This is a genomic window from Stenotrophomonas sp. 1L-E-5-B-C3 (genome assembly GCF_057292075.1).
Map to the genome: position 1 here is coordinate 57,401 of NZ_JBXAWS010000001.1, position 24,161 is coordinate 81,561.

At 67.1% G+C, this 24,161-nt stretch carries 24 protein-coding genes; 5 read left to right on the forward strand and 19 right to left on the reverse strand.

What is annotated here, in order from left to right:
- The 5 genes from AC0Z6F_RS00230 to AC0Z6F_RS00250 are packed head-to-tail and all read left to right on the forward strand — an operon-like array spanning nucleotide 1 to nucleotide 4,163.
- The gene (locus AC0Z6F_RS00230) at nucleotides 1-543 is read left to right on the forward strand and encodes a DUF2478 domain-containing protein (RefSeq protein WP_485616535.1); all 543 of its coding nucleotides are present in this window, start codon (nucleotides 1-3) and stop codon (nucleotides 541-543) included.
- Entirely contained in the window at nucleotides 540-1,577 is a 1,038-nt protein-coding gene (locus AC0Z6F_RS00235; RefSeq protein WP_485616533.1) for an ABC transporter substrate-binding protein, read from the forward strand. The genes AC0Z6F_RS00230 and AC0Z6F_RS00235 overlap by 4 nt, the downstream gene beginning before the upstream one ends.
- 2 nt (nucleotides 1,578-1,579) lie before the next feature.
- Nucleotides 1,580-2,593, forward strand: a complete 1,014-nt coding sequence (locus AC0Z6F_RS00240; RefSeq protein WP_065723450.1) for a FecCD family ABC transporter permease — start codon at nucleotides 1,580-1,582, stop codon at nucleotides 2,591-2,593.
- A complete protein-coding gene (locus tag AC0Z6F_RS00245; RefSeq protein ID WP_485616532.1) occupies nucleotides 2,590-3,366 on the forward strand; it encodes an ABC transporter ATP-binding protein in 777 nt (258 codons plus the stop codon). The genes AC0Z6F_RS00240 and AC0Z6F_RS00245 overlap by 4 nt, the downstream gene beginning before the upstream one ends.
- Nucleotides 3,363-4,163 (forward strand): class I SAM-dependent methyltransferase, encoded by an 801-nt coding sequence (locus tag AC0Z6F_RS00250; protein WP_065723452.1) that lies wholly within the window; start codon nucleotides 3,363-3,365, stop codon nucleotides 4,161-4,163. The genes AC0Z6F_RS00245 and AC0Z6F_RS00250 overlap by 4 nt, the downstream gene beginning before the upstream one ends.
- 108 nt (nucleotides 4,164-4,271) lie before the next feature.
- On the opposite strand, the gene AC0Z6F_RS00255 is transcribed toward AC0Z6F_RS00250, so the two are convergent.
- The 19 genes from AC0Z6F_RS00255 to moaA all read right to left on the reverse strand — a co-directional run bounded on the left by AC0Z6F_RS00255 (nucleotide 4,272) and on the right by moaA (nucleotide 24,084).
- Nucleotides 4,272-4,940 carry an ATP-binding cassette domain-containing protein gene (locus AC0Z6F_RS00255; RefSeq protein ID WP_485616531.1) on the reverse strand — a complete coding sequence of 223 codons (669 nt, stop codon included), beginning with the start codon at nucleotides 4,938-4,940 and terminating at the stop codon, nucleotides 4,272-4,274.
- Nucleotides 4,930-5,613 (reverse strand): molybdate ABC transporter permease subunit, encoded by a 684-nt coding sequence (gene modB, locus AC0Z6F_RS00260; RefSeq protein ID WP_012511266.1) that lies wholly within the window; start codon nucleotides 5,611-5,613, stop codon nucleotides 4,930-4,932. The genes AC0Z6F_RS00255 and modB overlap by 11 nt, the downstream gene beginning before the upstream one ends.
- A 3-nt stretch (nucleotides 5,614-5,616) precedes the next feature.
- The gene (gene modA, locus AC0Z6F_RS00265; RefSeq protein WP_485616530.1) at nucleotides 5,617-6,360 is read right to left on the reverse strand and encodes a molybdate ABC transporter substrate-binding protein; all 744 of its coding nucleotides are present in this window, start codon (nucleotides 6,358-6,360) and stop codon (nucleotides 5,617-5,619) included.
- Between the two features lie 19 nt (nucleotides 6,361-6,379).
- Nucleotides 6,380-7,156 (reverse strand): helix-turn-helix domain-containing protein, encoded by a 777-nt coding sequence (locus tag AC0Z6F_RS00270; protein ID WP_014037435.1) that lies wholly within the window; start codon nucleotides 7,154-7,156, stop codon nucleotides 6,380-6,382.
- A gap of 11 nt (nucleotides 7,157-7,167) precedes the next feature.
- On the reverse strand, nucleotides 7,168-8,382 hold the full coding sequence (locus AC0Z6F_RS00275; protein ID WP_485616529.1) for an oxygen-independent coproporphyrinogen III oxidase: 1,215 nt from the start codon (nucleotides 8,380-8,382) through the stop codon (nucleotides 7,168-7,170).
- Between the two features lie 194 nt (nucleotides 8,383-8,576).
- Nucleotides 8,577-9,905 (reverse strand): MFS transporter, encoded by a 1,329-nt coding sequence (locus AC0Z6F_RS00280; RefSeq protein WP_485616528.1) that lies wholly within the window; start codon nucleotides 9,903-9,905, stop codon nucleotides 8,577-8,579.
- A gap of 23 nt (nucleotides 9,906-9,928) precedes the next feature.
- Nucleotides 9,929-10,825 (reverse strand): peptidylprolyl isomerase, encoded by an 897-nt coding sequence (locus AC0Z6F_RS00285; protein WP_485616527.1) that lies wholly within the window; start codon nucleotides 10,823-10,825, stop codon nucleotides 9,929-9,931.
- A gap of 3 nt (nucleotides 10,826-10,828) precedes the next feature.
- Nucleotides 10,829-11,536: a respiratory nitrate reductase subunit gamma gene (gene narI, locus AC0Z6F_RS00290; protein ID WP_485616526.1), complete on the reverse strand. Its 708-nt coding sequence runs from the start codon at nucleotides 11,534-11,536 to the stop codon at nucleotides 10,829-10,831.
- The gene (gene narJ / locus AC0Z6F_RS00295) at nucleotides 11,533-12,213 is read right to left on the reverse strand and encodes a nitrate reductase molybdenum cofactor assembly chaperone (protein ID WP_065723459.1); all 681 of its coding nucleotides are present in this window, start codon (nucleotides 12,211-12,213) and stop codon (nucleotides 11,533-11,535) included. Before narJ ends, narI begins: the two co-directional genes overlap by 4 nt.
- On the reverse strand, nucleotides 12,213-13,757 hold the full coding sequence (gene narH / locus AC0Z6F_RS00300; protein ID WP_065723460.1) for a nitrate reductase subunit beta: 1,545 nt from the start codon (nucleotides 13,755-13,757) through the stop codon (nucleotides 12,213-12,215). Before narH ends, narJ begins: the two co-directional genes overlap by 1 nt.
- Nucleotides 13,757-17,500, reverse strand: a complete 3,744-nt coding sequence (locus AC0Z6F_RS00305; RefSeq protein ID WP_485616524.1) for a nitrate reductase subunit alpha — start codon at nucleotides 17,498-17,500, stop codon at nucleotides 13,757-13,759. The genes narH and AC0Z6F_RS00305 overlap by 1 nt, the downstream gene beginning before the upstream one ends.
- Nucleotides 17,501-17,572: 72 nt before the next feature.
- A complete protein-coding gene (locus AC0Z6F_RS00310) occupies nucleotides 17,573-18,991 on the reverse strand; it encodes a NarK family nitrate/nitrite MFS transporter (RefSeq protein WP_485616523.1) in 1,419 nt (472 codons plus the stop codon).
- 144 nt (nucleotides 18,992-19,135) lie between these two features.
- Complete coding sequence (locus AC0Z6F_RS00315; RefSeq protein WP_485616522.1) at nucleotides 19,136-19,501, reverse strand: DUF7009 family protein; 366 nt, start codon at nucleotides 19,499-19,501, stop codon at nucleotides 19,136-19,138.
- Nucleotides 19,498-20,046 (reverse strand): molybdenum cofactor guanylyltransferase, encoded by a 549-nt coding sequence (mobA, locus tag AC0Z6F_RS00320; protein ID WP_485616521.1) that lies wholly within the window; start codon nucleotides 20,044-20,046, stop codon nucleotides 19,498-19,500. Before mobA ends, AC0Z6F_RS00315 begins: the two co-directional genes overlap by 4 nt.
- Nucleotides 20,047-20,082: 36 nt before the next feature.
- Nucleotides 20,083-20,583: a molybdenum cofactor biosynthesis protein MoaE gene (locus AC0Z6F_RS00325; RefSeq protein WP_485616520.1), complete on the reverse strand. Its 501-nt coding sequence runs from the start codon at nucleotides 20,581-20,583 to the stop codon at nucleotides 20,083-20,085.
- A gap of 3 nt (nucleotides 20,584-20,586) precedes the next feature.
- Nucleotides 20,587-20,847, reverse strand: a complete 261-nt coding sequence (locus tag AC0Z6F_RS00330) for a MoaD/ThiS family protein (RefSeq protein ID WP_049401279.1) — start codon at nucleotides 20,845-20,847, stop codon at nucleotides 20,587-20,589.
- Entirely contained in the window at nucleotides 20,847-22,100 is a 1,254-nt protein-coding gene (locus tag AC0Z6F_RS00335; protein ID WP_485616519.1) for a molybdopterin molybdotransferase MoeA, read from the reverse strand. The genes AC0Z6F_RS00330 and AC0Z6F_RS00335 overlap by 1 nt, the downstream gene beginning before the upstream one ends.
- Entirely contained in the window at nucleotides 22,097-23,095 is a 999-nt protein-coding gene (moaCB, locus tag AC0Z6F_RS00340) for a bifunctional molybdenum cofactor biosynthesis protein MoaC/MoaB (protein ID WP_485616517.1), read from the reverse strand. Before moaCB ends, AC0Z6F_RS00335 begins: the two co-directional genes overlap by 4 nt.
- An 8-nt stretch (nucleotides 23,096-23,103) precedes the next feature.
- Nucleotides 23,104-24,084: a GTP 3',8-cyclase MoaA gene (gene moaA, locus AC0Z6F_RS00345; RefSeq protein WP_012511281.1), complete on the reverse strand. Its 981-nt coding sequence runs from the start codon at nucleotides 24,082-24,084 to the stop codon at nucleotides 23,104-23,106.
- Between the last annotated feature and the right edge of the window lie 77 nt (nucleotides 24,085-24,161).

A 24,161-nucleotide genomic window follows, 5' to 3' on the forward strand; every position in this document is an offset into this window, starting at 1 on the left:
ATGAGCGCTATACAGCCGCCGCGCATCGCGGCCATCGTGCATGACCACAGCGGCGAACCCGATGGCCTGCTGGCCGCGTTCGCCGCACGCCAGCTGACCGCCGGCCACCGCGTGCGCGGGCTGGTGCATCTGCCACACGAACCCACTGCCAACGGCAAGAAGCGTATGGCACTGATGGACGTGACCGATCCCGGCTCGCGCTACCCGATCAGCCAGGCGCTGGGCCCGGCCTCCTGCGGCTGCAACCTGGACCCGGGCGGCATCGCCGACGCCAGCGTGGTGCTGCGCCGGGCCTTGCAGGACCACGCCGAGCTGGCCATCGCCAACCGTTTCGGCACGTTGGAATCAGAAGGCGGCGGCATGGCCGATGAGCTGCTGGCATTGATGCTGGCCGGCATTCCTTTGTTGACGGCGGTGAAGCTGCCCTACCTCGATGCGTGGCGCCAGTTCACCGGCGGCATGGCCATCGAACTGCCCGCCGAAGACGCAGCGTTGCAGGCCTGGTGGGATGCCTGCCGCAACGCGCCGGAGGCCGCTGCATGAGGCGGCGCGCCCTGCTGCAGGCATTCGCGCTGGCACCATTGCTGGTCGCCAGTGCCGAGTTGCTGGCGATGCCGACGCAGCGCGTGCTGCGGTTGGGTGCGCCCAAGGCCACGCCCAAGCGCGTGTTCGCGGCCGGTCCGCCGGCTGCGGTGCTGCTCGCCGCCGTGGCACCCGAACGCCTGCTCGGTTGGCCGATGAAGGTATCGCCCGAGGCACTGGCGCAGCTGCCGGCGTCGCTGCGCACGCTGCCGGTGGTCGGTCGCCTGGCCGGGCGCGGCAGCACGGTCAGCCTCGAGCGCCTGCTGGCGATGCAGCCGGACCTGGTGCTGGATGCCGGTGATTTCGATGCCAATTACCGCGACTCGGCCGAGCGGGTCTGGAAGCAGACCGCGATTCCGTTCGAACTGATTGCCGGCCGCCTGCCCGATCATCCGGCACAGCTGCGCCACGTGGGCCGGCTGCTGGGTGCCGCCGCACGCGGCGAGGCGCTGGCGCAGGCCGCCGAGGCACAGCTGGCACTGGTGCGCGAGGTGCTGGCGACGCGGCCTGCAGAAACGCGGCCCACGGTGTACTACGGGCGTGGCAGCGATGGCCTGGAAAGCGGCCTGTCCGGCTCGATCAACACCGAAGTCATCGAGTTCTGTGGCGGCCGCAATGTGGCCGCCAGTGCCGGTGCCGGTGGCCTCGCGCGCGTGTCATTCGAACAACTGCTGGCCTGGGATCCGGACGTGATCCTGACCCAGGATGCCGGGTTCGCCGCGCATGCGGCACAGGATCCGCGCTGGCGCGCCCTGCGTGCCGTACGCGAGCGTCGCCTGCACTGCGCACCGGTACTGCCGTTCGGATGGCTGGATGGACCGCCTGGCGTCAATCGCCTTCCCGGCCTGCCGTGGCTGCTGTCCAGGCTGCATCCGGGTGCAGTGCCCGCATTGGCGCCTGCCGCGCTGCGCGGCCGCATCGGCGCGCTGCATCAGCTGCTGTGGGGCCAACCATTGCCCGCCGCGCTGGCACGCAGCCTGGATGCGAACGTCTGAGCATGCGCACGCTTCCACGTTTGGCCTGGCATGCCGGTGGCTGGAGCCTGCTGCTGGCGATGTTGTTGCTGGCGTTCTCGGTCGGCCAGTTTCCGGTACGTCCGGCGGCGCTGCTGCATGCCATCGGCTGGCAGCTGTTCGGCATCGGCGAACCCAGCCCGCCTGCCGTGCAGGCCGCGCTCTGGCATATCCGCCTGCCACGCGTGCTGGCCGCCGTTTTGATTGGCGCTGTGTTGTCGGCGGCCGGTGCCGCCTATCAGGCCATGTTCCGCAATCCGCTGGTGTCGCCGGACATTCTGGGCGTCTCCACCGGTGCCGGCCTGGGTGCTTCGCTGGGCCTGTTCCTCGGCCTGCCGATGCTGCTGGTGCAGGGCATCGCATTTGCCGGAGGGCTCGGTGCGGTTGGCCTGGTCTGCCTGGTGGCCGCACTGGTGCGCCGGCACGACCCAGTGCTGGTACTGGTGCTGGCCGGCGTTGCCGTATCGGCACTGCTGGGCGCCGGCATCTCGCTGCTGAAGCTGCTGGCCGATCCGTACACCCAATTGCCGTCCATCACCTTCTGGCTGCTGGGCGGCTTGAACGCGGTGGTCATCGACGACCTCAAGGTCACCGCGCCACTGCTGCTGATCGGGCTGGTGCCGCTGGTGCTGCTGCGCTGGCGGGTGAACCTGCTCGGCCTGGGTGACGAGGAGGCCAGCGCGCTGGGTGTGGCGGTCACTCCGCTGCGCTGGACGTTGATTGCCGCAGCCACCCTGTGCACCGCTGCAGCGGTGTCGCTGGCCGGCATCATCGGCTGGGTCGGCCTGGTGGTTCCCCACATCGCGCGACTGCTGGTCGGCGCCGACTTCCGCCGGTTGTTGCCGGCCAGCCTGCTGCTCGGCGCCAGCTTCCTGCTTGCCGCCGATACGCTGGCGCGCACCCTGGCGCCGATCGAACTGCCACTCGGCATCCTCACCGCCTTCGTTGGCGTGCCGTGTTTCCTGCTGGTGCTGGCGCGCAGCGAGCGTCGCCCATGAGCACCGCCACACCACTACTGGAAGCACGCGGGTTGGCCATCGGCCATGCCGGCGTGGCACTGGGCGCACCGTTCGCACTGTCAGTGCAGCCCGGTGATGTGCTGTGCCTGCTTGGCCCGAACGGTTGTGGCAAGACCACCCTGTTCCGCACCCTGCTCGGCCTGCTGCCTGCGGTACGAGGCGAAGTGGACCTGCAGGGCACGCCGCTGCGCGCGCACGATCGCGCCGCCCGCGCCCGCCGTATGGGCTATGTGCCGCAGGCTGCGCCGCTGCCCTTCGCCTGGCGCGTGCGTGAGGTGGTGGCGATGGGCCGCGCCGCACACCTGGGCCTGCTCGCGGCACCCGGTCGCGCTGATGAAGCCATCGCCGATGACTGCCTGCGCGAACTGGGCCTGCAATCTTTAGCCGATCGCACCGTCACCACGCTCAGCGGTGGTGAGCGCCAGCTGGTACTGATCGCCCGTGCACTGGCCCAGCAGGCACCGCTGCTGGTGATGGACGAACCCACCGCCAGCCTCGATTTCGGCAACCAGCTGCGCATCCTCGATACCGTGCGCCGCCTGGCCGATCGTGGCATCGGCGTGCTGCTGTCCACCCATCAACCGCAGCACGCGCTGCAGGTGGCTGACCGTATCGCCCTGATGTCGGCCGGCAGCCTGCAGGCACTCGGCCCTGCCCACCAGATCGCCACGCCCGAATGCCTGGCTACGCTCTACGGCGTCGACGCCGCACGCGTGGCGGCCGCCCTGCCCGTCTTTGGAACTTCGACATGAGCACATCGCTACCGACTCCGATCGACCACGCCGCACGCTACCGCCAACAACTGCAGGCCTGTGGCTTCCAGGCAAAGCCGGCCAGTGCCTGGGATGCGCGTGCCGCACAGTCCAGCTGGAAGCGCCGCCACGATGACTACAGCGAGGCATTCCTCAACCGGCTTGATCTCAGTGGCGTGGCCACGGTGCTGGATGTTGGCTGCGGCCCCGGCCTGCTCAGCCTGCCAATCGCCACGCAGGTCGGCCACGTACACGCACTCGATTACAGCAACGGCATGCTCGACGGTCTGCGCACTGCGATCACGCGCGATGGCGTCGGCAACATTACACCGTGGGCGCTGTCGTGGACCGATGACTGGCACGACGTGCCGCGTTGCGATCTGGCGATTGCCTCCCGCTCATTGATGGTGCCGGATCTGGAGGAAGCCCTGCGCAAGCTGGATGCGCACGCGCGCCAGCGTGCCTGCATCACGTTTGCCACCGGCCCACGTGCCGGTGTCACGGAACTGGCCGAGCTGCTTGGCCGCGAGTGGGTACCGATGCCCGACCACCGCTACCCGATCAACATGCTGCTGGACATGGGCCGCGAGCCACAGGTCGACTACCTGCCCGAATCAGTGCGCGACGTCGCGCAGGATGCCGATGGCCTGGTGCGCCAGGCAGTAGAGCTGTTTGGTGCGTTGGATGCGGATGAGGAAGCACGCGTGCGTGCATGGCATGCATGCTCACCGCAGCATCGTTTCGGCATGGCGCCGACGCGACGCTGGGCGTTCATCCAGTGGGTGACGAACGGTTGAACCGGTAGAGCCGGCCGCTGGCCGGCTGCTCCGGAATCCGTGGTTGCCGGCCAGCGGCCGGCACTACCATCAGCTGTAGACAACCATCGCCCGTGCGTCCATCACGGATCAATCGCCGACGATGCGGCCGTCGACGACGCGTGCCACCTGCTGGCCGAACATGGCCACATCCTGCGGGTCGTGGCTGATCAACAGCAACGGGATGCCGGTCTTGTCCAGCACGGTCTCCAGCTCCTGGCGCAGGTGCTGGCGCAGGTCATGGTCCAGCGCGGAGAACGGCTCATCCAGCAGCAGTGCCTGCGGCTGCGTCACCAGGGCTCGTGCCAAGGCGGTACGCTGACGTTGCCCGCCGGAGACCTGCGAGGGCAGCAGATCGCCCACTGTGTCGATGCGGAATGCGTGCAACCATTGCTCCACTGCATCAAAGCGCTGCCCGGTGCGTGGATTGAGCCAGCCCTTCTGCAGACCGAACGCCACGTTCTGGCGCACGCTCAGGTTTGGGAACAACGCATAGTCCTGGAAGACATAGCCCAGCCGGCGGCGCTGCGGTGGCAGGTCCACGCCGGCCGCCGCGTCAAACAAGGTCTGCCCCTGCAGGCGCACGTGGCCCTGGCCCGGCCTCAGCAGCCCGGCCACTGCCTTCAGGGTCAGGCTCTTGCCCGCGCCCGAGGGCCCGAACAGCACCACCTGCCGCTGCGTGCACTGCAAAGCTACGTCCAGCACGAAACTCTGGCCGGCCGCCTGCAGTCGGCGCTGCACCTGCAGATCAAGCCACATCGCGCAGCTCCCGGCGACGCCCGCCCACCAGCCGTGCGGCCAGCAGCAGGATCACGATGCACACCACCGAGGTCAGGATCACCAGCGCATTGGCCTTGCCGTCCTGACCGGCCTGCACCGCTTCGTAGATGGCGATCGACAGCGTCTGCGTGCGGCCCGGAATGCTGCCGGCCACCATCAGGGTGGCGCCGAACTCGCCCATCGCACGTGCAAATGCCAGCAGCAGGCCGGCGAGGATGCCACGCCAGGCCAGCGGCAGCGTGATGCGGAAGAACACCGCCGCTTCGGACACACCGAGCGTGCGTGCGGCCTGCTCCAGCTGTCCGTCCACTTCCTCGAACGCCGCGCGTGCCGGCTTGAACACCAGCGGCAGCGAGGCCACCGCCGCAGCGATCACCGCCGCCTGCCAGGTGAACACCAGGTTGATGCCGAACCACGACTGCAGCCACGCGCCGATCGGTCCGTTACGGCCGATCAGCACCAGCAGGTAATAGCCCAACACGGTCGGTGGCAACACCATCGGCAAGGTCAACAACGAATCCAGCAGCTCGCGGCCGGGAAAGCGCCGCCGCGCCAGTAGTGCGCCCAGTGCAACGCCCGCTACAAGATTGATCGCGGTAGCCCAGCCGGCCACCTTCAGCGACAACCCCAGCGCGCTCCAGTCGAGATCCATGCCTCAGGGCTTGCCGAATCCGTGCTTGGCCAGGATCGCCTGGCCCTGCGCCGAACGCACGAAGGTGGCAAACCGCTGGGCCTCCGCCGGCTGCGCGCTGGCCTTGGTCACCGCCAGCGGATAGGCGATGCGCCCGGCCACCGGCACCGCGAAGGCACGACGCACGCGGTCGGGCATCGCCTGCGCATCGGTGGCATAGACGAAGCCGGCATCCACTTCACCGCGCGCCACGTAGTCCAGCGACTGGCGCACGTTCTGGGTGGTGATGACCCTGCCCTGCACCGACGGCCACAGGCCCGCCGCATCCAGCGCGCCCTTGGCGTAGCGGCCGACCGGCACGCTCTCCGGGTTGCCCAGTGCGATGCGCTGCACGCCGGCACCGGCCAGGTCCTTCAAGCTACGCGGCGCGACCTTGGCCTGCGGCGGCACCACCACCCACAGCGCGTTCACCGCGAACACCTCGCGGGTGCCCGCCGCCAACAGGCCCTGCTGCTGTGCCTGGTCCATCGTGGTTTCATCGGCGGAGGCGAACACGTCCACTGGCGCGCCGCGGATGATCTGCTGCAGCAGCACGCCAGAGGCGGCGAAGTTGAAATCGACCTTGGTTCCCGGGTGCGTCTTTTCGTAGGCGATGCCCAGCTCACGGAAGCTCTCGGTCAGGCTCGATGCCGCCGACACCGTCAGCTCGGCCGCCCAGGCCGGCACCGTGGCCAGCAGTCCCAGCAACAACAGTCCAGCGCGCTTCATCGTCGGCTCCCGGCCAGGTTCAGTTCGGATCGGATTCGTCGGCCACCGCCAGCGCCGCCAGGCGCTCGGGCTGCAGCAGCAGGATCTCACGCTGTTTCACCGCGATGATCCCATCATCGCTCAGGCGACGCAGCACGCGGCTGGCGGTTTCCGGCGCCATCCGCAGGTAATTGGCGATCTCGGTGCGTGCCATCGTCAGGTTGAAGCGCGTGGCAGAAAAACCACGCCGCGCGTAACGCTCGGACATGTCCAGCAGGAACGCGGCCATGCGCTCTTCGGTACGGTGGTTGGCGGCCAGCGTGGCGACCTTGCCGATCTCCGCACTGAGCAGGCTGAACAGCTTGGCCTGCAGCCCCGGCATGCGGGTGGCCAGCAGGCTCAGCTTGGGGAACGAGATGCGGCACAGGTGCACGGTGTCCAGCGCCACCGCATTGCAGGGGAAGCGCGAACCGTGGATCGCATTCAGGCCGATCACTTCGCCCGGCAGGCTGAAGCCCAGCACCTGCTCGTTGCCCTGGCTGTCATCGACGAAGGTCTTGACCATGCCAGCGCGCACCGCAGCGATCGAATCGAACGACTCACCGGCGCGGAAGATGTAGTCACCCGCATGGAACGGACCGACGTGGTCGACCAGCACGTGCAGGTCGCCCAGCGCGGTCTTGTCATAGCCCTGCGACATGCAGGCATCGGAAAATGCACAGGTGCTGCAGAAGTGCAGCGCGTCGCCGTCATCGGCGGCGGCGGGGTTCGGCGTGGCCCGGCCGAGACGGCCCTGGGAAGGCGGATTCGAAGACATCGAGGCAGGACTCAAGCGATGGCGGCCGCCGGCCGGAAGCATGCGGCCATCATACGCCACAGCAGCCGACCTTCTTCAGCCAGGCGCAGCACGCGCGCATCCCAGTGCGCCCAGCCGCGCGCCAGCAGCGGCGACAGCGCCGGCAACAGTTCAGCGAAACATTCATCGAAGGGAACATCGTTGCGCCACTCGAAAGCCGCTGCATCCAGCGCATGATCGCAGGCGATGCTCTGTGCCACCTCGGCCGCAAGCCGCTCGTCCTCGGACAGGATCAGGCCCGCGGCCACGCCCATGTGACCGGACTGCAGGCGCGTCCGCCATTCACCCAGCTCGTCCTCCAGCCGGTAGAACACTTCGCCAATCTGGCTGCAGGCGGACAGGCCAAGCCCGATGAAATCACTGCGATCACGGCGCGGCACGCCGGCCAGGTCGCAGTGGCGCTGGCCATCGCCGGGCCCATGCGGATTGGGCAGGTCACCACGCTGGTAGTGGTCACCGCCGATGGGTTCATAACCGGCATCGCGCAGCAGGCGCCAGGCCTGCAGCCAATGCGCTGCCGACGGACGCTGCGGTAGCGCGCACGGTGCCGGCAGCAGGATGCGCTCGGGTGCTTCTGCCAGCACCTCATGCACCCGTTCAATGAAGCCGGTGTCCTCGCTACCGGGCACCCGCAGCTGGTAGTAGCGCGCGGTGAAGCCGACCTGCCGCGCCTGTGCCAGCAGGGTCGGCCCCGGTGCATCGGCACGGTCGATCACGTTCAGGCGGGTGCAGCCCACCGCGCGCAGCTGTGCCGGCGACAGCGCACTACCCGCGTCCAGCCGCACCTCCACCTGCGGGCGCGCCACGGTGCGCAGGTGCTGCGGCACCGCATCCAGCAGCTGGCCCAGCTGGGATGGCGGCAAGGTCTCGGCCAAGCCCAGCTGCAGCACCATCGCCACTACTTCGCGGTCCTCGGCCAGGGCATCGGCCTGCAGCTGCAGGGCCAGCAGCAAGGTGTCCAGATACGCCTGTGGCGGCACATCGCGTCCGCCGCGACCGGCCTGGAAGCCGAGCGTCAAGCCACGCGGGATCAGGTGCTCATTGCTGGCGCGCACGGCGGCGCGCCAGCCGCTTTCGCCAAATCCGGTGCTGAACTGGTCCGCAGGCGGGAACAGCACATGCCGGGGCTGCCGCAGCAATGCTGCCTGCAGCGCAGTGTCCTCACTCTCATCGACGTGGAAGCTCATGGCACACATCTTCGGGCGTTCCTCTTCGCGTGGCCCTGATTGAAATCAAGCGTGGCGCATCGGTAGGTTCATGCCGGCCAGCGGCCGGCACTACCCTTTCGCCCGCTACCCGGTAGTGCCGGCCGCTGGCCGGCAACCTCGTTCACCTGCCGCGCACCGTTCCGGTAGTGCCGGCCGCTGGCCGGCAACCCCGTTCAACCGCCACGCACCCGCTCGGCGGCGGCCGCATCAATGGCTTCGGGCAGGTCGGTCTCGCGGTCGATCTGCGGGAAGTGACGGCGCTCCATGCGGCGAATAGCAAAATGCATCCACGCCAGTGCAGCCGCCACCAGCACGAACAGCAACATGAAACAGCTGCTCCAGATGCCCAGGGCATCATTCAAGGCCCCGAACACGATCGGCAGGATGAAGCCACCAAGTCCGCCGATCATGCCGACCACACCACCCACCGCACCCACGTGCTGCGGGTAATACACCGGAATGTGCTTGTACACCGCGGCCTTGCCCAGTGACATGAAGAAGCCCAGCACGAACACCAGCACGGTGAACATCACCACGCCGATGGCCAGATGGAAGTGGATCGGGCCGTGGATGCCCTTCACCACGTACTCGGTATCCGGATAGGCCAGCAGGAAAGTGCAGATAGCCGACACACCGAAGGTCCAGTACATCACCCGGCGCGCGCCCATGCGGTCCGACATCCAGCCACCCACCACGCGGAACAGGCTCGCCGGGATCGAATAGCACGCCGCCAGCATGCCGGCGTGGCCCACGTCCATGCCGTAGGCGCCCACCAGGTAGTGCGGCAGCCACAGCGCCAGCGCCACGAACCCACCGAACACGAAGAAGTAGTACAGCGAGAACCGCCAGACCTGCAGGTTCTTCAGCGGCGCCATCTGCTCGGAAAACGGCACCGGCTTGACGCCATCACGGCGGCGCTGTTCCAGCGACGGATCCTCCTTGCTGAACAGGAAGAACAGCACCGCAGTGATCGCCAGCGCGACCGCCCACACCTTGGCCACCATCATCCAGCCCGCCGCCACCATCACCATCGGTGCCAGCAGCTTGGTCACTGCCGAACCAATGTTGCCGGCGCCGAAAATGCCCAGCGCGGTGCCCTGCTTGCTGGCCGGGAAGAACTTGGACACGTAGGCCACGCCCACCGAGAAATTGCCACCGGCAATACCCACGCACAGCGCGGCAAACAGGAACTGCGGGTAGGTGTGCGCATAGGTCAGCATCCAGGTGGCCACCGCGCCACACAGCATCACCAGCGCCATCACCTTGCGGCCGCCGAACTGGTCGGACCAGATGCCAAGGAACACGCGGCTGACCGAGCCGGTCAGTACCGGCGTGGCGATCAACAGCCCGAACTGGGTGTCGCTCAATCCGAGCTGTTCGCTGATCTGGATGCCGATGATCGAGAAGATCATCCACACCGCAAAGCACACGGTGAAGGCGAACGTGCTCAGCCACAGCGCACGCTGCTGCCCGGCACTGGCGGGGGCAAGGGCCTGGTTCATGGGGTCTCCTCGTTCAATGGGGTTCAGCCGATATCCGCTTCGGCGTCGATCTCGTCCAGCCCGCGCACCGGGTAGCGCTCCTGCAGCTGCAGCAGGTAGGCCTGCACTTCGCGCTGCCGTACCTGCAGCTCCAGGTAATCACGCAGCTGTGGCAGCACCGCCTCGAACGGCTGCGGCTGGCCTTCCTCGCGGGCATCGACGCAGACCACGTGGTAGCCCCAGCGCGATTCCACCGGGAAACCGGCCAGGCCCTCGCGCAGGCGGAACACCTGGCGGTCGAACTCCGGCGTGGTCTGCCCGCGCTGCAGCCAGCCCAGGTCGCCGCCCTCGCTGCTGGACGGGCAGCGCGAATGGCGCAGGGCGAAATCGGCGAACAGGTGCGGCGACTCCTTCAGCAGTCCGACCAGTCGCTCGCCTTCGGTGCGTGCGGCGAAGCGCCCGGCCACGTCGTCGGCCGGCGCAGCCAGCAGGATATGGCGCAGGCGCACGCGGTCAGGCGAGCGGAAGCGCTCCGGGTTCTGCTCGAAGTAGCGGCGACAGTCCTCATCGGTCGGCACGCGGTCTTCGATCGCGTCTTCCAGCAGTTGCTGGATCAGCACTTCCTCGTCGCTGACCCGGCCCTCCGGTGCCTGCAGGCCCAGCCGCTGCGCTTCCAGGCGCAGCAGCTCGCGCACCACCAGTGCACGTGCCGCCTCGGCACGTGACTGTTCCGGGCGCATCGCCCGGTGGTGCTGCATCTCGCGGGCGATATCGGCCTCGCTGATCGCGGTCTCGTCCACGAACAACCGGCACGGTGCCGGCTGCCCGAGCGAGCGCGGTCCCTGCTCCGCCGCGTCGTGATGGTGCGAATGGGCCTCGGCCGGAACCGGGGCATTGGAGTCGATCACGGTGATCGGCAGGAATTTCGGCAGGCTGCCCATGGCTTACTCCCGCGGACCGTAGCGCAGCGTGGCCTGGCGGCGGCGCACCACCTGGTAGGGCCGCCACAGGTAGCTGACAGGAATGCTCCACACGTGCACCAGGCGGGTGAACGGCGCGATCAGGAACAGGGTCAGGCCCAGGAAAATGTGCATCTTGTAGACCCAGCTGACGCCCTCGATATAGTCGGCGGCACCGGCGCGGAAGGTCACGATGTGCTGCGCCCACTCGGCCAGCTGCACCATCACCCCACCGTCCAGGTGGCCGGACGAGACGCGGATGCTGTACAGGCCCAGGCACAGCTGGGCGAACAGCAGCACCAGCACCAGGGTGTCGCCAAAGCTGCCAGTGGCACGCACGCGCGCATTGAACAGGCGGCGAACCAGCAGGATGCCGATGCCGATGAAGCACAGTGCGCCGAACACACCACCAACCACCATCGCCAGCATCTGCTTCTGCGACGACGTGATGAAGTGCTCGTACACCGCGTGCGGGGTCAGCAGACCGACCAGATGGCCACCGAGGATGGCCAGGATGCCGATGTGGAAGCAGTTGCTGCCGATCCGCATGCCCTTGTCTGACAGCATCTGGCTGGAGCCGGTGCGCCAGGTGTACATGGCCTTGTCGTAGCGCGCCCAGCTGCCGATCAGCAGCACCGCCACGGCGATGTACGGGTAGTACTGGAAGGCGAATTGATGCAGGGAGTAACTCATGGCTGGACCTCTCGATGCGAAGGACGGGCCGGCGAACGCACGGGCGGCTTGCAGTCCTCGGCAGGGGCTTCGGCGCCGAAGCGCACCGCCTCCTCCTCCCACAAGCGGTCCATGGCCTCGGCGGTATCGTCGCGGACTTCCTCGCTGGCACGCTGGCGCAGCGCCTGCAGATCGGCCTTGCCGTCGCCGGCTTCGACCAGGATCTCGAACAGCACCCGGTGCGGCAGCTCACGCTCGGCGGCACGCGCCGCCAGCATCCCGGCGATATGGCCGATGTGGTGCAGCCACTCGCGGGCCTCGCTGCCAGGGCGATGGGCCAGGAACTCCAGCAGCAGCGGCAGGTAGTCCGGCAGCTCGCGCGCATCCAGTTCGAAGCCGTTGCGGCGGTAGGTCTCGACCAGATCGACCATGGCCTGGCCGCGGTCGCGCGACTCGCCATGGATGTGTTCGAACAGCAGCAGGCTCATCGAGCGGCCGCGGTCGAAACTGGCCAGCCACGCCGCCTGCGCATCCAGCGCATCGGTAGCCAGCAGCTGCTGCACGAAGCTGCGCAGCTGCTGGCGGCGGGCGGCGCCCAGCGCCGGGTCGTCGCAGGCGGCGAGGAGTTCCTCGCCGTGCTGCCATAGTTCTTCACGGGGGTAATCCAGCAACACCCCGACCAGCTTGAGCACGCTCATCACACCACCTCCTTGCGGCGATGATTGGGGCCGTTGTCCACCACGAACGTTGTGCTCTTGCGCTGGCCGAACAGATCGGCCGGGCTGTCACCGTTGCAGCCGTTGCCGAAGGTGAAGCCGCAGCCGCCGCGCTCGCCGAAGGCATCGTTGGCGTACTCGCGGTGGCCAGTGGGAATCACGAAACGGTCCTCGTAATTGGCGATGGCCAGGTAGCGATACATCTCTTCGACCTGGGCAATGCTCAGCCCGGTCTGCTCCAGCACTGCGGTGTCTTCCACGCCGTCTACGTTCTTGGCCCGGCGCCAGGCACGCATCGCCATCAGCCGCTCCAGCGCGCGCACCACCGGCGCCTCGTCACCCGCCGTCAGCAGGTTGGCCAGGTAGCGCATCGGGATGCGCAGCGAGGCCACGTCCGGCAACTCACCGCTCATGCCCACGCGGCCACGCTCGGCAGCGGACTGGATCGGAGACAGCGGCGGTACGTACCAGACCATCGGCAACGTGCGGTATTCCGGGTGCAGCGGGAGCGCCAGCTTCCAGTCGATCGCCAGCTTGTACACCGGCGACTGCTTGGCTGCATCCAGCCAGCTGTCCGGGATGCCCTCCTTGCGCGCGGCGGCGATCACCGCCGGGTCGTTCGGGTCCAGGAAGATGTCCAGGTGGGCCTGGTACAGGTCCTTCTCGGCGGCCACCGAAGCCGCCTCGGCAATGCGGTCGGCGTCGTACAGCATCACCCCCAGGTAGCGGATGCGACCCACACAGGTTTCCGAGCACACGGTTGGCTCGCCCATCTCGATGCGCGGGTAGCAGAAGATGCACTTCTCCGACTTGCCGCTCTTCCAGTTGTAGTAGATCTTCTTGTACGGGCACGCCGACACGCACATGCGCCAGCCGCGGCACTTGTCCTGATCAATCAGCACGATGCCATCTTCCTCGCGCTTGTAGATCGCGCCCGAGGGGCACGCCGACACGCACGCCGGGTTCAGGCAGTGCTCGCACAGGCGCGGCAGGTACATCATGAAGGTCTTCTCGAAGGCGCCGTAGATCTCCTTCTGCACCTGGTCGAAGTTGTAGTCGCGCGAGCGCTTGCTGAACTCCGAACCCAGGATTTCCTCCCAGTTCGGGCCCCACTCGATCTTCTGCATGCGCTCGCCACTGATCAGCGAACGCGGCCGCGCGGTGGGCTGGTGCTGGCTGTCCTTGGCGGTGTGCAGGTTCTGGTAGTCGAAATCAAACGGCTCGTAGTAGTCGTCGATCTGTGGCAGGTCCGGGTTGGCGAAGATCTTGGCCAGCATGCGCCAGCGGCCACCGGCACGCGGCACCAGCTTGCCGGCGCGGGTGCGTACCCAGCCGCCGTTCCACTTGTCCTGGTTCTCCCATTCCTTGGGGTAGCCGATGCCTGGCTTGGTTTCCACGTTGTTGAACCAGGCGTACTCGACGCCCTCGCGCGAAGTCCAGACGTTCTTGCAGGTGATCGAGCAGGTATGGCAGCCGATGCACTTGTCCAGGTTCAGCACCATCGCGATCTGTGCACGGACCTTCATCACACCACCTCCTTGGCGGCGGCCGGTACGGCCTCGCCATCTAGCCAATCCACCTTGTCCATCTTGCGCACGATCACGAACTCGTCGCGGTTGGTGCCGCAGGTGCCGTAGTAGTTGAAACCGTAGGCCAGCTGCGCGTAGCCGCCGATCATGTGGGTGGGCTTGAGCACGATGCGGGTCACCGAGTTGTGGATGCCGCCGCGGGTCCCGGAAATCTCCGAGCCCGGCACGTTGATGATGCGTTCCTGGGCGTGGTACATCATCGCCATGCCCGGCATCACGCGCTGGCTGACCACCGCACGCGCGGCGATCGCACCGTTGACGTTGAACAGCTCGATCCAGTCGTTGTCGACGATGCCGGCGCTGCGTGCGTCGTCCTCGCTGATCCACACGATCGGGCCACCGCGCGACAGCGTCTGCATGATCAGGTTGTCGCTGTAGGTGCTATGGATGCCCCACTTCTGGTGCGGGGTGATCCAGTTCAGCACGATCTCCTTGTTGCCGTTCGGGCGCTGGTTCAGCAGCGGCTCCACCGTGCGCGTATTGACCGGCGGCCGGTAGCCCATGAAGGCCTCGCCGAAGTCGATCATCCACTCATGGTCCTGGTAGAACTGCTGGCGACCGGTCACCGTGCGCCACGGAATCAGCTCGTGCACGTTGGTATAGCCGGCGTTGTAGCTGACGTTGTCGTCTTCCAGGCCCGACCAGATCGGCGAGGAGATGATCTTGCGCGGCTGCGCCTGGATGTCACGGAAGCGGATCGCCTCGTGCTCCTTGCCCACCGCCAGATGAGTGTGCTCGCGACCCGTGAAGGTGCCCAGCGATTCCCAGGCCTTCACCGCCACATGGCCGTTGGTCTCCGGTGCCAGGTGCAGGATCACCTCGGCCGCGTCGATCGCGGTCGAGATGGCCGGACGGCCCTGGCTCACGCCCTCGTCGTGCACGGTGTGGTTGAGTTTGCCGAGGAATTCGACTTCGTGCTTCGTGTCCCAGCTCATGCCCTTGCCGCCGTTGCCCAGCTTGTCCAGCAGCGGGCCCAGCGAGGTGAACTTGCGGTACAGGTTGGGGTAGTCGCGCTCCACCACCGTCATCGACGGCATGGTCTGGCCCGGAATGGCCTCGCACTCGCCCTTCTTCCAATCAGCCACGCCGAACGGCATGCCCAGCTCGTTGGGGGTGTCATGCAGGGTCGGCACCAGCACCAGGTCCTTCTCCACGCCCAGCACACCGGGCGCCATCTCGCTCACGGTGCGGGCAACCTCCTTGAAGATGTCCCAGTCGCTGCGCGATTCCCAGGCCGGATCCACCGCTTTCGACAGCGGGTGGATGAACGGGTGCATGTCCGACGTGTTGAGGTCGTCCTTCTCGTACCAGGTGGCCGTAGGCAGCACGATGTCCGAGTACAGCGCGGTGGTGCACATGCGGAAGTCCAGCGTCACCAGCAGGTCGAGCTTTCCTTCCGGCGCTTCGTCACGCCACTTCACCTCCTCCGGCTTGACCGCGCCCATCTCGCCCAGGTCCTTGCCCTGCAGGCCATGGCGCGTCCCCAGCAGGTGCCGCAGCATGTATTCGTGGCCCTTGCCCGAGGAACCGAGCAGGTTCGAGCGCCAGATGAACATCATCCGCGGATGGTTCTGCTGTGCATCGGGATCCGCAAAGGCGAAGTCCAGCGAACCGTCATTGAACTTGCCCAGCGCGTAGTCGGCCGGGGCCACGCCGGCCGCTTCGGCCTCCCGTACCAGCTGCAGCGGGTTGCGGTCCAGCTGCGGCGCACACGGCAGCCAGCCCATGCGCACCGCGCGCAGGTTCAGGTCGGCCAGGCTGCCGCTGTACTTGCTCGCATCCGCCAGCGGCGACAGCAGCTCGTCCACCTGCAGCTTCTCGTAGCGCCATTGCCCGGTGTTGAAGTAGAAGAACGAGGTGCCGTTCATGTGGCGCGGCGGGCGGCTCCAGTCCAGGCCGAAGGCCAGCGGCTGCCAGCCGGTCTGCGGGCGCAGCTTTTCCTGGCCCACGTAATGCGCCCAGCCGCCACCGGTTTGGCCCACGCAACCGCACATGATCAGCATGTTGATCAGGCCGCGGTAGTTCATATCGTTGTGGAACCAATGGTTCATCCCGGCGCCGACGATGATCATCGAACGGCCATGGGTCTTGTCGGCGGTGCGCGCGAACTCGCGGGCGATCTCGATCACCTCGGCGCGCGACACGCCGGTGATGCGCTCCTGCCACGCCGGTGTGCCCGGCACCATGTCATCGAAGCTCGATGCCACGTTGCCGCCGCCAAAGCCACGGTCCACGCCGTACTGGGCCAGCAGCAGGTCGTAGACCGTGGCCACCAGGGTCTCGCCACCGTCGGCCAGCGCCAGGCGACGCACCGGGATGTTGCGTTCCAGTACCTCGTCGGCCGGCGCGGCGGTCCAACCTTCCGACTCGATGCCACCGAAGTACGGGAAGCTGACCGCCTCGATGCCCTCATGGGCGTCGGCCAGGCTCAGGCGCAGGCGCGTATCGGCGCCATTGCTTTCCTTCTCCTCGATGTTCCACTTGCCCTTCTCGCCCCAGCGGAAACCGATCGAACCGTTGGGCACCACGATCTGGCCGCTGGTCTCGTCCAAAGCCAGGGTCTTCCAGTCCGGATTATTGGCTTCACCCAGGCCACCCAGCTCGCTCGCACGCAGGAACCGGCCCGCCACCAGACGGCCATCGTCGCGGCGCTCCAGTCGCACCAGCATCGGCATGTCCGAGTACTGTCGGCAGTAGTCCTGGAAGTACTGCGAGGGCGAATCGACGTGGAACTCGCGCAGGATCACATGGCCGAAGGCGAATGCCAGCGCCGCATCGGTGCCCTGCTTGGGGTGCAGCCAGTGATCGGTCAGCTTGGCCAGCTCGGAATAGTCCGGGCAGATCGCCACCGTCTTGGTGCCGTTGTAGCGCGCCTCGGTGAAGAAATGCGCATCGGGCGTGCGCGTCTGCGGCACGTTCGAGCCCCAGGCGATGATGTAACGGCTGTTGTACCAGTCGGCCGATTCGGGCACGTCGGTCTGCTCGCCCCAGATCTGCGGCGAGGCCGGCGGCAGGTCGCAGTACCAGTCATAGAAGGACAGGCACGCGCCGCCCAGCAGCGACAGGTAGCGCGCGCCGGCGGCGTAGGACACCATCGACATCGCCGGAATCGGCGAGAAGCCGACCACGCGGTCCGGGCCGTACTGCTTGACCGTGTACAGGTTGGAGGCGGCGATGATCTCGTTGGCCTCTTCCCACTGCAGGCGCACGAAGCCACCCATGCCACGGCGGGTCTTGTACGAACGCGCCTTCTCCTTGTCCTCCACGATGCTGGCCCAGGCATCGACCGGGCCCTTGCTCTTGCGCGCCTCGCGCCACAGGCGCAGCAAAGTGCCGCGGATCAGCGGGTACTTCAGCCGGTTGGCGCTGTACAGGTACCAGGAATAGCTGGCGCCACGCGGGCAGCCACGCGGTTCATGGTTGGGCAGGTCCGGGCGCGTGCGCGGGTAGTCGGTCTGCTGGGTTTCCCAGGTGACCAGGCCGTTCTTGACGTAGATCTTCCAGCTGCAGGAGCCGGTGCAGTTCACGCCGTGGGTGGAGCGTACGATCTTGTCGTACTGCCAGCGGGCGCGGTAGCTGTTTTCCCAGTCACGGCCTTCGCTCTTGGCGAATCCGTGGCCATCGGCAAAGGTCTGGGGGTCACGCTTGAAGAATTGCAAGCGATCGAGGAAATAACTCATCGGGGGTCTCCCTTTGCGGACATCGGCATCGTGGCTGTGTGTGTCATCTGGCTGCGGTGCGTTTTCATGTCGTCAGCAGGGTGTCTCGGCACCGCGCCGGTAGTACCACCACCAGGTCACGGCCAGGCAGGTGACGTAGAAAACAACGAATCCGTACAGCGCCATGTCGGGGCTGCCGGTCAAGGTGATGGACGAGCCGTAGCTCTTGGGAATGAAGAAACCGCCATAGGCACCGATCGCACCGGAGAAGCCGACCACCGCCGCCGATTCGATGCTGGCCTGGTGTGCGGCCGAGGCCTTGCCTTCGGCGTTGTCCTTGGCCGACCAGCGCTCATGCAGGGTGCGGAAGATCACCGGGATCATGCGGAAGGTGGTGCCGTTGCCGATGCCACTGAGCACGAACAGCGCCATGAAGCTGAGCAGGAAGCCGTAGAAGTTGCCGCCCTGGCCGTGACTGGGCAGGAAGTGCAGCACACCGAACACGGCGGCGATCATCAGCGCGAACACCCAGAAAGTCAGGCGTGCGCCGCCCCAGCGGTCCGCCATGCTGCCGCCCACCGAACGCATCAATGCACCCAGCAGCGGGCCGATGAAGGCGTAGGCCAGCGGGTTCACGTCCGGGAACTGGCTTTTCACCAGCATCGGAAAGCCGGCCGAGAAGCCGATGTAGGAACCGAAGGTGCCGATGTACAACCAGCACATCAGCCAGTTGTGCTTGCGGCGGAAGATCACCGCCTGCTCGGAGAACGACGAACGCGCACTGGTCAGGTCGTTCATGCCGAACCAGGCCGCGATGGCGCACAGCGCGATGGCCGGCACCCATATGAAGCCTGCGTTCTGCAGGAACAGTGGTGCCCCACCCTCCACCGCGGGCTGCGGTGCACCACCCAGCGCACCGAACACGCCCACGGTGATGACCAGCGGAATCACCGCCTGCGCCACCGACACGCCGACGTTGCCGAGGCCGGCGTTCAGGCCCAGCGCAAGGCCCTGCTTCTGCTTGGGGTAGAAGAAGGAGATGTTGGACATCGACGAGGAGAAGTTCGCGCCACCGAACCCACACAGGATCGCAATGGCCACGAACACCCAGTACGGCGTGGCCGGGTTCTGTACCGCAAAGCCGAGCCAGAGCGTCGGCGCCAGCAGCGAGGCCGTGGACAGCGCGGTCCAGCGGCGGCCACCGAAGATCGGAATCACGAATGAATAGAAGATGCGCAGCGTGGCGCCGGACAGACTGGGCAGCGCCACCAGCCAGAACAGCTGGTCGGTGCTGAAGTTGAAGCCGATCTTCGGCAGGCTGATCGACACCGCCGAGAACAGCACCCAGACCGAGAAGGCGAGCAGCAGCGAGGGGATCGAGATGACCAGGTTGCGGGTGGCGACCCGCTTGCCGGTGCGCTCCCAATAGCCGGGGTCCTCCGGCGTCCAGTCGCTGATGACGCGACCTGGACTGGCAGTGCTGCGGACAACAGGATCGCTACCGACGGTCATACATGGCTCCAAGGCTGTGGAATGACGTGGGTACTGCTTTCAAGTTGTGACCCGTCGTCATGCAGCCATTAGGCCGTGCAGCAACAACGACGGGGTTGATCTGGATCAATCAGGGGGCGGTTTCCACCCTGCCCCTGACAAATGTCAAACCGAAGGCGCGGTGGTGCGGCGGGTCACCCCGCGCTGGCGTACGCTGTCGCGCACGTCCACATCGAACTGCAGCTGAAGCTGGCCGCCATCTTCCAGGGCAATGTCGAACGGCAGGCCGTCACGGCAAGGCAGCCGTGCAGCCAAGGCCTCAACGGCCGGGCGCGGCAACACCAGGCGGCAGAAGGTGCCTCCGTCCAGCAACACGGGCTGCTCGCCGCCATGCAGCGATACCGCCATGCCCCAACCTTCAATACCGCCGAAGCGGGTCATGTTCTCGACCGATTCACCGGCCAGCAGGCGCGCCAGTTCGGCCTCGTCCAGGCGAAGCCGTATCGATTGGTCCTGCAACTGCACTTTCATGACGCAACATCCTCCCATTGTTCGGGGGTATTGCAGTTGACCAGCCCGGCCTCGTCAACCGGCGCCAGCGCGATCGTGTTCACGCCAAGACGACGCTGCAGCGCCTGCAGCGAGCGCGGACCGTGCGGATCGTCCAGCATCGATCCCAGCGCGCTACGACAAGCATCGTCTATCTCCAGCAGCATGGGCAGGGGGTGACCGGAAAAGATCGTGCACGGACCGCGATGGCCGTCACGCAATTGCTGCAGCAATCGTGGCGGCAGCAGTGGTATGTCCACCGGCACCACCCAGGCCGGTCCATCGGGCATGCACTTCGCCACGCTGTAGAGCCCGCCAAGCGGGCCGCAACGGGCTACCCGATCGGGGATGCCAGCGAACGCTGGATAGTTGCCGCTCACCCACACCCGTTGGGCGCCGGCCTGCAGCAGCAGGCCGCGCATGTGTTCCAGCAGGGTTCGCCCCTGCCACGGCAGCAGCGCCTTGTCGCGCCCCATCCGGCTGGACAGGCCGCCGGCCAGCACGATGCCGTCGATGGTTCCGCTCATTGCAGTAGAGCCACGCCATGCGTGGCTGCACCGGCATCAATGCGGGTGGTCGTGCACGTGGTCATGGGCATGTGCGGGTTCGTTGTCTGCATGGCACAGGCTGCAACCCTCGCTCCACTCGCTGTCGCCGTCCTCGTAATGCTCCTGCTTCCAGATCGGGCACTGGTGCTTCACCACCTCGATCAACTGCCGGCAGGCCCGGAACGCCTCGTCACGGTGCGGGCTGCCCGCAGCCACCACCACCGCCACATCGCCGATGCCCAACCGGCCCTTGGCATGGGCTACATACAGCTTCAACTTCGGCCCGAACGTGGCCTCGACCTCTGCTGCCAACCGCTTGAACTCGTTCAGCACCAGCGGCTCGAACAGGTCGTAGGTGATCCCGTTCACCGGCCGGCCGATATTCACGTCGCGCACCTTGCCGATGAACACATCGATGCCACCGAAACCCGGATCGGACACCGCAGCGATGCCCTCGGCCGGATCGATCACCGCCTGCGCGCGGTCCACCACCTTGGCGATGATCTTCTCGCTCATCGCTCAGCCCCCGCTCACCGGCGGCAGGATCGCCACCCGGCCATCGTCGGGCAGCGCCTCGTGGTCACGCAGCACGCGTTGCTGGTCGGCAAATGCCGAGTAATCCAGCAATCCGGCGCGGAAGCCCGGCCAACGCACCGGCAGCAACTCGCGCAACGCCTGTCGCAGGTCGGCCACGGTGCCTCCGGCCACCTCCACCGCGATCTCGCGGCTGGCATCCAGATCGGAAAACGCACCGAACAGCTGCAGATTCACCTGTTTCATCATGACTCCTGGCTCACCAGCTGCACCGGGTCATGGTGACCCCAGCCCTGTACCCGCACCGGCGTGCCAGCGGCGGCCAGGTCGCCCTCAGCCTCCAGCACCACCCAGGCGTTGGCCTGCAGCATGGACATCAAACGGAACGACTCCTGCCCGGACAGCACGCGCGCACTCAGGCGCCCCTGACCGTCCACTTCCACCCGCGCACGCGCGTGGAAGCGCAGGCCCGGCGGCTTGCGCACATCGGCCTGCAGCGGCAGCTGCAACACGGTTTCCGGTGCCAGCCCCAGCAGGCGCCGCAGCACCGGCTCCACGAAGAAGCGCTGGCCCACGGCGGCCGAGACCGGGTTGCCGGGCAGGCCGAAATACAGCGCGCCATTGGGCAGCACCGCAAACAGCAGCGGCTTGCCCGGGCGGATCGCCACCTTGTGGAACACGATGCGCGCACCACGGCCACGAAGTGCATCGGGAACGAAATCGTAGCGGCCGGCCGACACCGCGCCGGTGCTGATCAGCAGCTGCGCGCCTGCGGCCAGCGCTTCGTCGAGCACCGCGTTGAACGCGGCCACGTCATCACCCACCGTGCCCTGCCACACCACCTCGGCACCGGCGGCCTGCAGGCGGCCGACCAGGTACGGCCGGTTGCTGTCACGAATCTGACCGGATTCCAGCGTCTGCGCCGCCTCGGTCACCAGCTCCTTGCCGGTGGCGATCACCGCCGCCTTCGGCCGCGCCACCACCGCCACCTCGCCCACGCCGATGGCATGCAGTAGGGTGCGCGCATTGATGTCCAGCACCTGGCCGGCCTGCAGCACACGTTCGCCGTCGCTAACATCCTGGCCGCGCAGGCGCACGTTCTGGCCCGGCTTCACCGTGCTCTTCAGGGCGATGCGGGTCGGGCGTCCATCCTCGCTGGCGAGGACGTCCACGTTCTCGACCGGTACCACCGTATCCAGCCCAACCGGCATGCGCGCACCGGTCATGATTTCCCAGGCACCCTCGCCGCCTTCGGCACCGGCATCGCCGGCGGCCTGCCAGCCCTGCACCGCGAATTCGGTACCGGCTTCGAACGTCGCGCCGTTGGCGCGCAGCGCGAAGCCGTCCATTGCCGAATTGTCGAACGGCGGCAGCGACTGCCCACTGATGATGTCACTGGCCAGAGTGCGGCCAGCGGCCTCATGCAGCGGCAGGCGCTCGGCCGGCAGCGGCGTGGCCGCGTCCAGCAGGTGCTGCAAGGCCTCGCTATAGGCAATCATGCGTGGCCACCACCGTCGACCATGGCCAAGGCGTGGCCCAGCACCGGCGCCAGAATATCCAGGCACTGCGCCGCTGCCTTCGGGCTGCCCGGCAGTGCGAACACCAGCATGCCGCCCAGCTGCACTACTTCGGCGCGGCTCAGCCAGGCCATCGGCGTGTGCTGTGCACTCAGTGCCCGCACCATCTGCGCCAGGCCATGCACCGGCCGCGCGTTCAAGGAACGCAGCGCCTCCGGGGTCAGGTCACGTGGGCCCAGCCCGGTACCGCCAGTGCACAGGCACAGGCGCACACCGTCGGCGGCCAGCGCCTGCAGCCGACCCGCCAACGGCTCGATGCCATCGGGCAACACCTCGGCCGCCACAACCTCGCCGCCCAGCTTTTTCACGCCGGTCACCAGGGTCGGACCAGAAATGTCTTCATAGGTGCCGTCGCTGGCGCGATCACTCAGCGTGATCACCGCGCAGGCCGCGCCCTCCAGGCCCTTCGGCGCACGCGGCTTGAAGCGCGCGCGCTCGGCATCGTCCATGCCATCCGGGTGCAGCCACACGCCGCGCTTGCCACCTTCCTTGAACAGCAGGCGGATGCCTTCAATGCGCAGGGCCGGTTCCACCGGCTTGCTCAGGTCGTACAGGGTCAGCAGCGCCGCGTTGACGCCGGCCAGTGCCTCCATCTCCACGCCGGTGCGCGCCTCGCTGGCGCACTCGCACCACACGCGGATCGCCTGCCGTTCCGGCACCGCCGCGCAGAACACCTGCACCAGCTCCAGCGGCAGCGGGTGGCACAGCGGCATAAGCATCGAGGCCATCTTGGCACCCTGCAGGCCGGCAATCTCGGCCATCACCAGCGCATCGCCCTTGGGCAGGCGGCGCTCGACGATCAGCGGATAGGCCACCGGACCGGCATGCAGCTCGCCCACCGCCACCGCACGGCGGCGGGTGATGCGCTTGTCGCGGACATCGGCCATATGGAAGGCCGCATTCAATTCCCCACTCATCGTGTTGCTCATCCTCCGATGGAGGCCAGGTGCGGGGTCAGCCCGGTCTGGCCCTGGTGCAGTCCATGCCCGGCCGCTTTCAGGCCAAGCTGTGTGGTGATGCGTGCCAGCAGCGCGTCGTGGTCGTCGTCGCGCTGCAGCAGCGGGCGCAGCGGTACGCCGAACTCGCCGAACAGGCACAGCCGCAGGTCGCCCTTGGCGGTCACCCGCAGGCGGTTGCAGCCCTTGCAGAAGTCACGCGAATACGGGGCGATGATGCCGATGCTGCCGCGATGGTCGGGGTGGCCGAACTCACGCGCCGGGCCGGCATCGGCCGCGCGTGGACGCTCGTGCCAGCCTGCGGCAAGCAGCTGCTCGATCACCACGTCGGCACGCAGGTGGTGGCGCTGGAAATAGGCTTCGTTGTCGCCGGTGCGCATCAGCTCGATGAAGCGCACGCTGAAAGGACGGTCACGCAGGTAGTCCATCCACTGCGGCAGCTCGTCGTCATTCAAGCCGCGCAGCAGCACCGCGTTGAGCTTGATCGCCGGCAGGCCCAACGCCTGCGCCAGGGCCAGGCCCTGTTCGATCTCCGGCAGGCGGTCATGCCCGGTGATGGTCCTGAAGCGTTCGCGCTGCAGGCTGTCCATGCTCACGTTCAGCGCGGTCAGGCCGGCGCGGTGCCAGCCCGGCAGGCGACGCGGCAGCAACGTGCCATTGGTGGTGATGGCCACCTTGCGGATGCCCGGCGCCGCCGCCACGGTGGCGATGATCTCGTCCAGATCCTTGCGCAGGCTGGGCTCGCCACCGGTCAGGCGGATCTTGCTCATGCCCAGCGCGGCGAACGCGCGCACCAGGCGCGCGATTTCATCCACCTGCAGGAAGCGCGGGCGGCCATCGACCTGGTAACCGTCGGGCAGGCAGTAGCTGCAACGGAAGTTGCAGGCTTCGGTCAACGACAGGCGCAGGTACGGAAAGCTGCGTCCGAAACCGTCGGTGAGTTGGCTCATGGCTGGTCCACCTTGTTGCTCCACCGTCTTGCCTGTACCCGGAACGGCCCGGAAACCCTCGTCTGCTGGAACGATTG

What these genes read in the sequence shown, in the direction of transcription:
- AC0Z6F_RS00230 (WP_485616535.1), top strand. Translation starts at nt 1, where the DNA reads ATGAGCGCTATACAGCCGCCGCGCATCGCGGCCATCGTGCATGACCAC.
- AC0Z6F_RS00235 (WP_485616533.1), top strand. Translation starts at nt 540, where the DNA reads ATGAGGCGGCGCGCCCTGCTGCAGGCATTCGCGCTGGCACCATTGCTG.
- AC0Z6F_RS00240 (WP_065723450.1), top strand. Translation starts at nt 1,580, where the DNA reads ATGCGCACGCTTCCACGTTTGGCCTGGCATGCCGGTGGCTGGAGCCTG.
- AC0Z6F_RS00245 (WP_485616532.1), top strand. Translation starts at nt 2,590, where the DNA reads ATGAGCACCGCCACACCACTACTGGAAGCACGCGGGTTGGCCATCGGC.
- AC0Z6F_RS00250 (WP_065723452.1), top strand. Translation starts at nt 3,363, where the DNA reads ATGAGCACATCGCTACCGACTCCGATCGACCACGCCGCACGCTACCGC.
- AC0Z6F_RS00255 (WP_485616531.1), bottom strand. Translation starts at nt 4,940, where the DNA reads ATGTGGCTTGATCTGCAGGTGCAGCGCCGACTGCAGGCGGCCGGCCAG.
- modB (WP_012511266.1), bottom strand. Translation starts at nt 5,613, where the DNA reads ATGGATCTCGACTGGAGCGCGCTGGGGTTGTCGCTGAAGGTGGCCGGC.
- modA (WP_485616530.1), bottom strand. Translation starts at nt 6,360, where the DNA reads ATGAAGCGCGCTGGACTGTTGTTGCTGGGACTGCTGGCCACGGTGCCG.
- AC0Z6F_RS00270 (WP_014037435.1), bottom strand. Translation starts at nt 7,156, where the DNA reads ATGTCTTCGAATCCGCCTTCCCAGGGCCGTCTCGGCCGGGCCACGCCG.
- AC0Z6F_RS00275 (WP_485616529.1), bottom strand. Translation starts at nt 8,382, where the DNA reads ATGAGCTTCCACGTCGATGAGAGTGAGGACACTGCGCTGCAGGCAGCA.
- AC0Z6F_RS00280 (WP_485616528.1), bottom strand. Translation starts at nt 9,905, where the DNA reads ATGAACCAGGCCCTTGCCCCCGCCAGTGCCGGGCAGCAGCGTGCGCTG.
- AC0Z6F_RS00285 (WP_485616527.1), bottom strand. Translation starts at nt 10,825, where the DNA reads ATGGGCAGCCTGCCGAAATTCCTGCCGATCACCGTGATCGACTCCAAT.
- narI (WP_485616526.1), bottom strand. Translation starts at nt 11,536, where the DNA reads ATGAGTTACTCCCTGCATCAATTCGCCTTCCAGTACTACCCGTACATC.
- narJ (WP_065723459.1), bottom strand. Translation starts at nt 12,213, where the DNA reads ATGAGCGTGCTCAAGCTGGTCGGGGTGTTGCTGGATTACCCCCGTGAA.
- narH (WP_065723460.1), bottom strand. Translation starts at nt 13,757, where the DNA reads ATGAAGGTCCGTGCACAGATCGCGATGGTGCTGAACCTGGACAAGTGC.
- AC0Z6F_RS00305 (WP_485616524.1), bottom strand. Translation starts at nt 17,500, where the DNA reads ATGAGTTATTTCCTCGATCGCTTGCAATTCTTCAAGCGTGACCCCCAG.
- AC0Z6F_RS00310 (WP_485616523.1), bottom strand. Translation starts at nt 18,991, where the DNA reads ATGACCGTCGGTAGCGATCCTGTTGTCCGCAGCACTGCCAGTCCAGGT.
- AC0Z6F_RS00315 (WP_485616522.1), bottom strand. Translation starts at nt 19,501, where the DNA reads ATGAAAGTGCAGTTGCAGGACCAATCGATACGGCTTCGCCTGGACGAG.
- mobA (WP_485616521.1), bottom strand. Translation starts at nt 20,046, where the DNA reads ATGAGCGGAACCATCGACGGCATCGTGCTGGCCGGCGGCCTGTCCAGC.
- AC0Z6F_RS00325 (WP_485616520.1), bottom strand. Translation starts at nt 20,583, where the DNA reads ATGAGCGAGAAGATCATCGCCAAGGTGGTGGACCGCGCGCAGGCGGTG.
- AC0Z6F_RS00330 (WP_049401279.1), bottom strand. Translation starts at nt 20,847, where the DNA reads ATGAAACAGGTGAATCTGCAGCTGTTCGGTGCGTTTTCCGATCTGGAT.
- AC0Z6F_RS00335 (WP_485616519.1), bottom strand. Translation starts at nt 22,100, where the DNA reads ATGATTGCCTATAGCGAGGCCTTGCAGCACCTGCTGGACGCGGCCACG.
- moaCB (WP_485616517.1), bottom strand. Translation starts at nt 23,095, where the DNA reads ATGAGTGGGGAATTGAATGCGGCCTTCCATATGGCCGATGTCCGCGAC.
- moaA (WP_012511281.1), bottom strand. Translation starts at nt 24,084, where the DNA reads ATGAGCCAACTCACCGACGGTTTCGGACGCAGCTTTCCGTACCTGCGC.